The sequence below is a fragment of the Micromonospora sp. genome, assembly GCF_048594385.1.
Classification (GTDB): domain Bacteria; phylum Actinomycetota; class Actinomycetes; order Mycobacteriales; family Micromonosporaceae; genus Micromonospora; species Micromonospora wenchangensis.
Window position 1 is genome coordinate 22,035 of the sequence record NZ_JBMDWU010000488.1, and the last position, 11,360, is coordinate 33,394.

The 11,360-nt window shown below is 73.5% G+C and carries 8 protein-coding genes and 1 pseudogene; 2 read left to right on the forward strand and 7 right to left on the reverse strand.

Going from position 1 to position 11,360, the window contains the following annotated elements:
- Positions 1–220: 220 nt before the first annotated feature.
- Positions 221–799, reverse strand: a complete 579-nt coding sequence (locus tag ACOJTC_RS26500) for a YceI family protein (RefSeq protein ID WP_204925562.1) — start codon at positions 797–799, stop codon at positions 221–223.
- Positions 800–900: 101 nt separating this feature from the next.
- On the opposite strand from ACOJTC_RS26500, the gene ACOJTC_RS26505 reads away from it, so the two are divergent.
- A complete protein-coding gene (locus ACOJTC_RS26505; RefSeq protein ID WP_204925561.1) occupies positions 901–1,407 on the forward strand; it encodes a MarR family winged helix-turn-helix transcriptional regulator in 507 nt (168 codons plus the stop codon).
- A gap of 206 nt (positions 1,408–1,613) precedes the next feature.
- On the opposite strand, the gene ACOJTC_RS26510 is transcribed toward ACOJTC_RS26505, so the two are convergent.
- From ACOJTC_RS26510 to ACOJTC_RS26520, 3 genes are all read right to left on the reverse strand, one after another.
- Positions 1,614–4,232, reverse strand: a complete 2,619-nt coding sequence (locus ACOJTC_RS26510; RefSeq protein ID WP_420118923.1) for an ATP-binding protein — start codon at positions 4,230–4,232, stop codon at positions 1,614–1,616.
- Positions 4,233–4,356: 124 nt separating this feature from the next.
- Positions 4,357–5,505 carry an acyl-CoA dehydrogenase family protein gene (locus ACOJTC_RS26515; RefSeq protein ID WP_204925559.1) on the reverse strand — a complete coding sequence of 383 codons (1,149 nt, stop codon included), beginning with the start codon at positions 5,503–5,505 and terminating at the stop codon, positions 4,357–4,359.
- 146 nt (positions 5,506–5,651) lie between these two features.
- A complete protein-coding gene (locus ACOJTC_RS26520; protein ID WP_420118924.1) occupies positions 5,652–7,184 on the reverse strand; it encodes an acyl-CoA carboxylase subunit beta in 1,533 nt (510 codons plus the stop codon).
- A gap of 208 nt (positions 7,185–7,392) precedes the next feature.
- On the opposite strand from ACOJTC_RS26520, the gene ACOJTC_RS26525 reads away from it, so the two are divergent.
- Positions 7,393–7,962 carry a snapalysin family zinc-dependent metalloprotease gene (locus tag ACOJTC_RS26525; protein WP_357924891.1) on the forward strand — a complete coding sequence of 190 codons (570 nt, stop codon included), beginning with the start codon at positions 7,393–7,395 and terminating at the stop codon, positions 7,960–7,962.
- Between the two features lie 84 nt (positions 7,963–8,046).
- Here the strand turns inward: ACOJTC_RS26525 and ACOJTC_RS26530 are convergent, their stop codons facing one another.
- From ACOJTC_RS26530 to ACOJTC_RS26540, 3 genes and pseudogenes are all read right to left on the reverse strand, one after another.
- Positions 8,047–8,964: a hydroxymethylglutaryl-CoA lyase gene (locus tag ACOJTC_RS26530; protein WP_420118925.1), complete on the reverse strand. Its 918-nt coding sequence runs from the start codon at positions 8,962–8,964 to the stop codon at positions 8,047–8,049.
- Positions 8,965–9,164: 200 nt separating this feature from the next.
- Positions 9,165–9,374 carry a hypothetical protein gene (locus ACOJTC_RS26535; protein ID WP_420118926.1) on the reverse strand — a complete coding sequence of 70 codons (210 nt, stop codon included), beginning with the start codon at positions 9,372–9,374 and terminating at the stop codon, positions 9,165–9,167.
- 1,266 nt (positions 9,375–10,640) lie between these two features.
- Positions 10,641–11,360: pseudogene (locus ACOJTC_RS26540) on the reverse strand (biotin carboxylase); the annotation flags it as partial.

An 11,360-nucleotide genomic window follows, 5' to 3' on the forward strand; every position in this document is an offset into this window, starting at 1 on the left:
GTGAGACGCGCGGGACGGTGACCGTCCCGGCGCGCAGTGTGAACCACCATAAGAGCGCCCACGCGCCGGGGCCAGTGCCCACCGGGTATGCGCTGTCCCGCTTCTCTACCCAGCGGCCATTCACCAGCACCGGATGTCGCCGTCGCCGGGCAGTGACAATCCGCACGCGCAGACGCCGAGGCCCCCGCTCGCGGCGAGCGGGGGCCTCGGCGTGCCGGGCTCAGGCCTGCCGGATGGCCTCGCCCTCGATCTCGATCTTGATCTTCTTGCCGACCAGCACGCCACCGGTCTCCAGGGCGACGTTCCAGGTCAGGCCGAAGTCCTCGCGGTCGATCTCGGTGCTGGCGGTGAAGCCGAACACGTCGGTGCCGAACGGGGTGCGGCCGACACCCTCGAACTCGACCTCCAGCTCGACCTGGCGGGTGACGCCCTTGATGGTCAGGTCACCGAGCAGGACGAACTCGTTGCCGTCGTGGGACTTCACGGCGGTGCTGCGGTACTCCAGCGTCGGGAACTGCTCGACGTCGAGGAACTCGGGGCTGCGCAGGTGGCCGTCCCGGTCGGCCTGGGCGGTGTTGATGCTGGCCGCCTGGATGGTGGCGGTGACCGAGGACTGCAGCGGGTTCTCGGCGACGGTGATGGTGGCCGTGGCGTCGGCGAACTCGCCGCGTACCTTGCTGACCATCATGTGCCGGGCGACGAAGCCCACCCGCTTGTGCGCGGCGTCCAGCAGGTAGGTGCCGGCGGCGGGGATGGTGAGGCCGTCCCAGTCGCGGGTAACCGACTCGGTGCTGGTCATGTAACTGCCCTCCGGGGAAGATTGTTTAGTAGCCCAACGACTGCCTGAGCAACTATAACCGCAGCAATATTCCCCGTGTCAAGCACTGTTAGGATGGCCAGGTGGACGAGACTGTGTTCGACGACCCCCGGATCACCGCCGTCGGCCTCCTGGTCGAGGCGCACGCCGGGCTGACCGCCCGGTTCACCGCCCAGTACGAGGAGCACGGCGTCTCCGCGGTCGAGTTCGAGGTGCTGATGCGCCTGGCCCGCTCCCCCGGCAACCAACTGCGGATGACCGACCTCGCCGCGCAGACCTCCCTGTCCACCAGCGGCGTCACCCGGGTGGTGGACCGGATGGAGCGCGACGGGCTGCTCCGGCGTCGCGCCTGTCCGTCCGACCGGCGCAGCTCGTACGCGGTGGTCACCCCGGCCGGCATGCAGCGGCTGGACGAGACCCTGCCCGGCCATCTCCAGATCATCGAGCAGTGGTTCACCGGCCAACTCGAACCCGACACCCTCGCCGCCATGCTGGACGGCCTGCGCCGGGTACGCGACGCCGTCCACCCGGGGGCGACCGCCGGCAGCACCGACCAGGCCCCGACCGACGAGCCGCCGTCGGCCTGCTGACCACCCGCCGACAAGACACCGGGCCAACCGGCAGAAAAAGCGGCAGAACTCGTCGGACCCACCGGTCGCAGAGCCGCCGATCGCCGCAAAACGGACGGCCCGGCTGGCTAGCCTTCATCGCGCGGGGGAGCACCGGGGGGTGCTGGCGCGAGCGATCGAGCGAGGGGTTTGACCAGGGGGCCCGTTCGCTCGCGCCGCCCCCGCGTCTAGCCCAGCAGGCGTTCCTCATCCGGCAACAGCCGGATGCCGCCGCGTCGGCACGCCTGCGCCAGCCGTTCCCGCACCTCGGCGGAGCCGGTGCTCACGGCCAGCCCGACCAGGGCTTCGACCACGTCCCGCCGGTCCTGACCGGCCGCACCGGCAGCCTCCGCCACCGCGAACCACTCCGCCGCCAACTCCCGGTCCCCCCGGTGCCGGGCCATGGTGCCCTCGATCAGCGCGCAGACCGACTCCTCCGCCCGGACCGGCCCGCCCCCGCCCGGACGCCCCCCGGCCACGCCCGCCTCCGACCGGGACCCCGGCGGCGACGGACGACCGTCGCAGCGCAGCTCGGCCAGGATCTCGGCGGCCTCGTCCAGCCGGCCCGACCGGGCCAACGCCAGGCCCACCGTGCCGAGCACCCGCCGCCGGTGCCCCGGATCACCCACCCCGGCCAGCGCGGCGACCACCCGCCGGCCCTGGTCCACCGCGTCACCGTGACGGCCCTCCAGCCGGGCCACCTCGGCCAGGTCGGCACGGGCCAACAGGCGCAGCCGGGGCTCCCCGCACTGGGCGGCCAGCCGGTCCACCGCCGCCAGCCGACGCCGGGCCGCCGACAGATCGGCGAGGCGGATCTCGTGCCAGGCCAGGTGGTGCTGGGCGACCGCCATGTCCCGGGTCCGGCCGTGCCGGGTGGCCAGGGTCAGCACCGCCTGCGCCTGCTCGGCCGCCTCGTCGTACGCACCGGTCGCGACCAGCAGGGTGCCGAGGACGGTCCGCGCCGCCAGTTCCCCGGCCACGTCGGCCCGCCCGGCGAGCACCGCGAGCGCGGCACGGGCGGCGGGCAGCTCCTGCGCCGCCGCGCCGTGCTCGGCGGCCAACCGGGCCACCCCGAGCAGCGCCCAGGCCCGCAGCACCGGATCGGCGTCGGCGGTACGGGGATCGGCGAGCAACCGGCACAGCCACTGCCGGCCGCTGACGTCCCGCCCCCGCATCCGCCACCAACGGGTCAGCTCGGCTGCCAGCCGCAGCGCGGTGACCGGATCGTCCCCGGCGGCGTGTGCCAGCGCCGCGCCGATGTCACCGGTCGCCTCGTCGAGCTGACGGACGGCCGCCGACTGTCGCGCCCCGACCAGGTCCGGCGCGGTACGGGTCACCAACCGGGTGATCACCACGGCATGCCGGCGGCGGACGGCGGTCAGCTCGCCCCGGCCGGCGGCCTGTTCGAGGGCGTACTCACGGACCGCGTCGAGCAGACGGAACCGCAGTGGCCCGGCACCCCGGACACTGAGCAGGCCCAACTCGACCAGCCGGTCGAGCAGCGGCACCGGGTCGACCACCCCCGACGGGTCCGGGTCGGTCTCGTCGGCGAGCAGTTCCTCGGCCAGCTCCACCGACCACCGGTTGGCGAACACCGAGAGCCGGCGTAGCGCCGCCTGTTCCCACCCGTCGAGCAGCCGGTAGCTGGTGGCGACCGCCTCGCGCAGGGTCACCGCGACCGTGGAGCGGGCCGGGTCGTCGGTACGCCCCGGCGGCGCGGCCTCCCACCCCCGCCCGCCGAGATCCGGGCCGGCCAGGTCGAGCACCCGGTCGCCGTACCGGTCGAGCAGTTCGGGCAGGTCGAGGATGCGGCCCCGGGCCGCCATCAGCTCGATCGCCAGCGGCAGGCCGTCGAGCCGGCGGACCAGCGCGGTGAGGGCGGGCAGCTCGTCCGGGCCGGGTGGTTCCGGGCGGACCCGGGTGAGCCGGGCGGTGAACAGGGCCGCCGCCGGCCACCGGGCCAGCTCGTCCGGGTCGACCACTCCGGCGGGGGGCACCTCCAGCGGGGCCACCGGGCGGACGAGTTCGCCGGGGATGCCGACCGGATGCCGACCGGTCGCCACCACCCGCAGGGTGGGCACCGCCGCGACGAGCAGGTGCACCACCTCGGCCACCGGGTCCGGGGCCCGTTCGACCGCGTCCACCAGCAGCAGCGCCGGGCGGCCCCGCAGCCGGGCGGCCAGTTCGGCGAGCCGGGCCGCGCCGAGCACCGCGCAGGCCGCGGCGAGCACGTCGTTGGCGTCGGAGCCGGTACCGACCAGCACTCCGGCCACCCCGCCCGGGTGGACGTCGGCCACCGCGTGCGCCACGGCCAGGGCGAGCGCGGTCTTGCCCACCCCGGCCAGGCCGACCAGGCTCAGCACCGGCGGCCAGCCGTCGCCGGTCAGCAGAGCGGTCAGCTCGTCGAGTTCCCGTTCCCGGCCGATCAGCTCGACCGGCGGGGGCAGCGCCATCGGCGTACCCGGGAGGTCGGGGTCGCGGGGGACGGTGCCGGCGGCGGGTGTGCGGTGCGGCAGCCCGGCGACGCCCGGAGCGGCCGGGGTGGTCGCGGCCCGGCCCCGGGCGGTGGCGAGGAAGCCGGCGCGCGCCGCGCCGGTCAGGCCGAGCGCCCCGGCGATCAGCTCGGCGGTGGTGCGGTGCGGCCGGTGGGCCCGGCCGCGTTCCAGGTCGCGGACCGTCCGCACGCCGACCCCGGCCCGCTGGGCCAGGTCGGTCTGGGTGAGACCGGCGGCCAGGCGGTGGGCCCGCACCAGCTCCCCGATGGGGGTACGACCACCCGCTGGCGAGTGATCATGATCCGGGGTCATGGGCAGGAAGGGTACGGACGGGATACGACGCCGGGCAGCCCTTCGTCGGTCTACTGACGAAGGGCTGCGGATACCCGACAGAGCCCCGTTCTCGCCCGGCGGCGGACCCGATCCGGGGGTACGGTCAGAGGCCCAGGTCGCGGGCGATGATCATGCGCTGCACCTCGGAGGTGCCCTCGCCGATCTCCAGGATCTTGGAGTCCCGCCAGAACCGGGCCACCGGGTACTCGTTCATGAAGCCGTAGCCGCCGTGGATCTGGGTGGCCTCCCGGGCGTTGTCCACCGCGACCGTGCTGGCGTGCAGCTTGGCGATCGCCGCCTGCCGCTTGAACGGCTCACCGGCGAGCATCCGGGCGGCGGCGTCGTGGTAGGCCAGCCGGGCGGTGTGCGCCTTCAACTCCATGTCGGCGATCTTGAACTGGATGGCCTGGTAGTTGCCGATCGGCTGACCGAACGCCTGGCGCTCCTTCGCGTACTTCAGCGACTCGTCGACGCAGCCCTGGGCGAGGCCGACGGCCAGCGCGGCGATGGCGATCCGCCCCTCGTCGAGGATCCGCAGGAACTGGGCGAAGCCCCGGCCCCGCTCACCGAGCAGGTTCCCGGCCGGCACCCGGCAGTCGTCGAAGGTCAGCTCATGGGTGTCCGAGGCGTTCCACCCCACCTTCGAGTACCCCGGCGCGACGGTGAAGCCGGGTGTCCCCGACGGCACGATGATGGTGGACAGCTCCTTCGAGCCGTCCGGGTTGGTGCCGGTGACCGCGGTGACGGTGACCAGCGCCGTGATGTCGGTGCCCGAGTTGGTGATGAACGCCTTCGACCCGTTGATCACCCACTCGTCGCCGTCCAGGACGGCCCGGGTCTGGGTGCCGCCCGCGTCCGAGCCGGTGCCCGGCTCGGTGAGGCCGAACCCCGCGAGGGCCTCCCCGCTGAGCAGCTTCGGCAGCCAGCGGGCCTTCTGCTCGTCGGTGCCGAACCGGAAGATCGGCATCGCGCCCAGGGAGACCGCCGCCTCCAGGGTGATCGCCACGCTGGAGTCGACCCGGGCCAGTTCCTCCAGCGCCAGGCAGAGCGCGAAGTAGTCGCCGCCCATGCCGCCGTGCTCCTCGGGGAAGGGCAGGCCGAACAGCCCCATCTTGCCCATCTGTCGGACGATCTCGTACGGGAAGGTGTGCCGCTCGTAGTGCTCGGCGATCACCGGGGCGACCGCCTCGCGGGCGAAGTCCCGCACGCTCTCCCGCAGCGCCTCGTGTTCCTCGCTGAGCCGGAAGTCCATCGGTTCCTCCTGTACGGGTGCCGCCCCGGACGCTCGTGACGCCGGGAACGACGGATCGGTTGGACGACCGGTCGGACCCGGTCGACGGCGGTGGCTCGGTGCCGACCGGTCGGGCCGGTCGGGGACGGCGGTGGGTCCCCGGCCGGTCAGACCGGGGTGACCCCGTGCCGGCGACGGGAGAAGTGCCGGTCCTTGCTGCGGGCGGCGGCGAACCGGCGGACCAGTTCGGCGCGCAGCTCGTGCGGTTCGACGATCGCGTCGATGACCAGCTCACTGGCGAGCCGCACCACGTCGATGTCCCGCTCGTACTCGGCCCGTCTGGCGGCGACGAAGGCGGCCCGTTCGGCCTCGTCGGCGATCGCCGCGATCTTGTTGGCGTAGACGGCGTTGACCGCCGCCTCGGCCCCCATCACCGCGATCTTCGCGGTGGGCAGGGCGATCGTCGCGTCCGGGGCGAAACCGGGACCGGCCATCGCGTACAGGCCCGCGCCGTACGCCTTGCGCACCACCACGCAGATCTTGGGTACGGTCGCCTCGGAGATCGCGGTGATCATCTTGGCCCCGTGCCGGATGATGCCCTGCTTCTCCACCGCGCTGCCGACCATGAACCCGGGCACGTCGCTCAGGAACAGCAGCGGCACGTTGAACGCGTCGCAGAGCTGCACGAACCGGGTCGCCTTGTCGGCCGAGTCGACGAAGAGCACGCCGCCCTTGAACATCGAGTTGTTGCCGACCACGCCGACGACCTCGCCGTCGAGCCGGCCGAACCCGATGGTCAGCTCCTTCGCCCAGAGCGCCTGGATCTCGAAGAACGAACCCTCGTCGAGCAGGCCCTTGACGTACCGGCGCATGTCGAACGCCTGCCGCTCGCTGGCCGGCACCAGCGCGGCCAGGTCGACCTTGGCGGGCGCGGCGACGGCCGGCGCGGCCGGCGGTTGCTGCTGCCAGTTCGCCGGCAGGTACGACAGGTAGGTCTTCACCACGTCGAGCGCGTCGGCCTCGGTCCTGCACAGGAAGTGCCCGACGCCGGACTCGGCGCAGTGCACCCGGGCCCCGCCCATCGCCTCCAGGGTGGTCTTCTCCCCGGTGACCATCTCGACCATCCGGTCGGAGCCGAGGTACATGCTGGCGTTGCCCTCGACCATGGCCACCACGTCGCAGAACGCCGGGATGTACGCCCCGCCGGCGGCGCTCGGCCCGAACAACGCGCAGACCTGCGGGATCGCCCCGGAGGCGCGGACCTGGTTCCAGAAGATCTTGCCGGCACCCCGGGGGCCGGGGAAGAGGTCGACCTGGTCGGTGATCCGGGCGCCGGCCGAGTCGACCAGGTAGACCATCGGCACGCCTGTCGAGTAGGCCCGCTCGATGATCCGGATGATCTTCTCGACGGTACGCGCGCCCCAACTGCCGGCCTTGACCGTGGAGTCGTTGGCCATCAGGCAGACCGGCCGGCCGTCGATGGTGGCGGTGCCGGTGACCACGCCGTCGGCGGGCAGCCCCTCGGCCAGGGCGTTGGCGTAGAGCCCGTCCTCGACGAAGGAGCCCTCGTCGACCAGGAGCGCGACCCGTTCCCGGGCGAACAGCTTGCCCTTGCCGGCGTTGGCCGCGTGGTACTTGTCGGCGCCGCCGGAGCGGGCCCGCTTGCGTAGCTGCTCCAGTGCCTCACCGTCGAGCGTCACGCCGACCCCCTCGCCCCGCGCCTCGTGGGCGCGCCCGACCGCCATGCCGCCGTGGGCGTCGTGGTGGACGCGCCGACCAGCCTGAACGATCGTTAGGCTAGCGCATCAGGGCCCCACCCGACCACCCGACCGACTTCCGCTCCGGATATTGATACTCAACTATCGATATGGCTACGCTCCAGACACCCCCTCCGGATTGGAGTGAGTCATGAACTCACGCATCAAGCGCCTCGCCGTCGCCGCCCTGGCGACGGCGACGGCGACCCTCGGCCTCACGGTCGCCAACCCCGCGCCCGCCTCCGCCGCGATGACCATCTGCTACAACACCAGCCAGGCGCCCAGCTACGCGAGCATCGCCAACCAGGCCGCCTCGATCTGGAACAACGCCACCACCAACCTGACGCTCACCGCGAACTGCGGCACCAACCTGCGGATCTACCAGATCACCGGCGGCGGCTCGTACGCCCAGCGCACCAGCCTCGGCAACGGCCGGGTCTACATCGACACCCAGCAGGCCGCCCAGTACAGCCCGCTGCGGATCATGACCCACGAGATCGGGCACATCCTCGGCCTGCCCGACAACTACAACGGCAACTGCGCGATCCTGATGTCGGGCGGCAGCGCCGGCACGAGCTGCACCAACCCGTACCCGAGCACCACCGAGGCGAACCGGGTCAGCAGCCTGTTCGCCGGCACCCTCAGCGCCAACGACCGTCGCAGCAGCACCGGCAGCCAGGTCTTCAAGGACAGCTGGCCGGGTCTGCTCAGCGTCGGCTGACCCACGACGTGACCCGACGGAGGGGCCGGCACCACGCCGGCCCCTCCCCGCGTCGTCGGGCCGATCCGCCCCCGACGGGCCCGGTCAGGGCCGGGCGGTCAGCCGGGTACGCGGGCCGGCCCGCAGCACCCCCGACGGCAGCCGCTTGCCGAGCAGTTCCTCGGCCAACTCGGCGACCCCGATCAGGGCTTCCAGGTCGATGCCGGTGTCGATGCCCATGTCGTGCAGCATGTGCACCGCTTCCTCGGTGGCCAGGTTCCCGCTCGCCCCCGGCGCGTACGGGCAGCCGCCCAGACCGCCGACGCTGGCGTCGAACTCGGTGATCCCCAGCTCCAGGGCGGTCAGCAGGTTCGCCAGCGCGGTACCCCGGGTGTTGTGGAAGTGCAGCAGCACCGGCACGTCGGGCTCCCGGTCACGGACGGCGGTGACCAGCTCCCGGACCCGCCGGGGCGTACCCATGCCGGTGGTGTCGCCGAACGCGACCCGGTCGGCGCCGTCGCGGACCACCCGCTCGACGATCCCGGCGACCCGCCCCGGGTCGACGTCCCCCTCGTACGGGCAGCCGAAGCTGGTCGCTACGATCACCTCGGCCCGCGCGCCCGCGCCGTGCAGCAGGTCGATCAGCTCGGCGATGTCGTCGAGCGACTCGTCGGTGGAGCGGTTGACGTTGCGCCGGTTGTGCGTGTCGCTGGCCGAGACCACCACCTCGATCTCGGTGAAGCCGGCGGCCAGGGCCCGCTGGGCACCCTTCGTGTTGGGCACCAGCGCCGAGTAGCGGACCCCCTCGGCCTTCCGGGCCTGCTGCCACACCTCGTCGGCGTCGGCCATCTGCGGGATCGCCCTGGGATGCACGAACGACACCGCCTCGATCCGGCGCACGCCGGTGCCCGAGAGGGCGTCGAGCAGCCGCACCTTGGCCCCGGTGGGGATCGGCTCCTCGTTCTGGAGCCCGTCGCGGGGCCCGACCTCCCGGATCGACACCGCCGCTGGCATCTGACTCATGGTCACCTCGCTGTGACATCGGGTCGCCGGAGGTTCGTCCCGCGTCGTCGCCCCTCGTGGGGGTGACGACCGGCGACGCCGGACGACCGGTGGTCCCTCCAGGGAACCACCACGCCGTCCGCCGCCGCCACACCGCCCCGGATCTCGGGCCGCCCCGGGTGTCGGGCCGCCCCGGGTGTCGGGCCGGCCGGCCCCGGAGGTCACCGGCCCGACGGGCCCTCCACCAGCTCGGCGGCGGGGCGCCCCACCGCCGCGACCGCGCCCGCCCAGGCCACCGCGTCCTCCCGGCCCAGGACCAGGGCCATCGCCACCGCACCCTCGGCGAACAGCGACATCGACCGCAGGATCCGGCCCACCCGACGACGGTCGGGTCGCGGACGCGCGCCGCCGGTCAGTCTTCCGCTTCCCATGTTCCCCGCTCCCAGGCCGCATGACCGGCGACGGCATCTCCACCGCCGGGTGACGCGTCCGGCTCCCGCCGCGCGTGCGCCGACCGAGGGCCGGCGAAGGTGCGGCGACGAATCCGGTCGCACGACGGGCCCAACGACGGGCCGGGCCGGGCCCGCACGCCGTTCTGGCCGGGCAGTGCCGGGACGGGCGGCCAAAGTGGACCGTCCGGCGACGGCTCCGGGAAACGACCACCCCGGTCCCGGGGCCCGACCGTCCAACCCGGACGGCGCTCCGGCGCTACCCGGACAACGACCCGGCCAGAAACTGACCGCGGACACAGGCTGGGACGCTCACGATTTGTGGATGGAGGGTACGAATACCTTCCCGGGTCAGACAGCTCCGCACGAAAGGTCCGCCCATGCTCTCCGACACCAGTACGCCGACCCCGGCCCGGGGCCGGCACCAGCGGCACTGGCTCGTCCCGCGCGAGCACCTGGCCGCCGGTTACGCGGCCCGGTACGGGTCGCCGGCGGTGTCCGAGTACGCGCTGGCGGTCCGTGACCTGGTCGAACGGTCCCCGGAGATCGGGGCGGTCGACACCTGGAGCAGGCTGGCCGAACGGATCTGCCGCAACCGGCCGGGCCGGGACCGGGACACCTGGCGCAAGCGGCTGTCCCGGCACTTCACCACCGAGACCAAGGGGCCGCCGTGGCAGACGGTGGTGCTGGTGGTCGAGTGCACCGTCGCACCCGCCGACCGGCAGGCCACCCTGCGCCGGTTCGAACGGCTCTACGAGGCGGCCCGGGGTGAACCGCCGACGGACCGTCGACCGACCGACGGCCGGGCCCACCCGCACGGCCCCGGGCCGCAGGTGACCAGCCCTGACGGGTCGACCCCCACCACGGACGACGCCGGCCGGATCATCGCCCAGCTCCGCGCGGAGAACGCCGTGCTGCGGCGCACGCTGGCCGCCCGGGAAGCCGAGAACGACCTGCTCCGCGCCACCATCAAGACCGCGAACCGGACCACCCCAAAGGGCCACCCGCACCGGGTGCCCGACGGGGGTAACCACCCGGAGGACCCACCGGGACGGGAGGCGGCCCTGCTCGACGGGCTGGCCCGCAAGGACCGCAACCCGGGGCACTTCCCCGCCGGCCCGACCCCGACCAACGACGCCCCGGCCGGCCGGCACCGTCCACCCCGGATCGACACGGTGTCGCTGCCGCCCCGGATCGACGTCGTCGGCCCGCCGCCGCACCGGCCGATGCCCCGGCCGCACCCGCCGGTCAGCGCATCCGGCCGACGATGCCGGTGTCGTAGTCGCCGGAGACGAACTCCTCGTTGGTCAGCAGCTCGGCGAAGAAGGGCAGGTTGTTCTTCGGGCCGGCCACCGCGAAGCCGGCCACCGCCGTCCGGGCCCGCTCGATCGCCTCGGCCCGGTCCGCCCCGGTGACGACGAGCTTGGCCAGCAGGCTGTCGTAGAACGGGGTCACGGTGTTGCCGGCGACGTACCCGGAGTCGACGCGTACCCCCTCGCCGGTCGGTTCCACCCAGGTGCCGATGACGCCGGGGCCGGGCAGGAACCGCTTCGGGTCCTCCGCGTTGATCCGCAGCTCGATCGCGTGCCCGCGCGGGGTCAGTGCGTCCGGGTCGAAGGTCGGTGGCAGGCCGGCCGCCACCCGTAGCTGCTCCTCGACCAGGTCGACGCCGTAGACCAATTCGGTCACCGGGTGCTCCACCTGCAGCCGGGTGTTCATCTCCAGGAAGAAGAACTCCTGCGTGGCCGGGTCCAGCAGGCACTCGACGGTGCCCGCGTTGCGGTAGCCGACCGCCTCGCCGGCCCGCACGGCGGCGGCCAGGAACCGCGCCCGCAGCTCCGGCGAGACCGCCGGGGAGGGGGACTCCTCGACCAGCTTCTGGTTGCGCCGCTGCACCGAGCACTCCCGCTCGCCGAGCGCCACCACCCGGCCGTCGGCCAGGCCGAGGATCTGCACCTCGACGTGGCG

Bases quoted from the DNA above. Each gene is read 5' to 3' on its own strand.
- ACOJTC_RS26500 (WP_204925562.1), bottom strand. From the start codon at position 799: ATGACCAGCACCGAGTCGGTTACCCGCGACTGGGACGGCCTCACCATC.
- ACOJTC_RS26510 (WP_420118923.1), bottom strand. From the start codon at position 4,232: ATGACCCCGGATCATGATCACTCGCCAGCGGGTGGTCGTACCCCCATC.
- ACOJTC_RS26515 (WP_204925559.1), bottom strand. From the start codon at position 5,505: ATGGACTTCCGGCTCAGCGAGGAACACGAGGCGCTGCGGGAGAGCGTG.
- ACOJTC_RS26525 (WP_357924891.1), top strand. From the start codon at position 7,393: ATGAACTCACGCATCAAGCGCCTCGCCGTCGCCGCCCTGGCGACGGCG.
- ACOJTC_RS26530 (WP_420118925.1), bottom strand. From the start codon at position 8,964: ATGAGTCAGATGCCAGCGGCGGTGTCGATCCGGGAGGTCGGGCCCCGC.
- ACOJTC_RS26535 (WP_420118926.1), bottom strand. From the start codon at position 9,374: ATGGGAAGCGGAAGACTGACCGGCGGCGCGCGTCCGCGACCCGACCGT.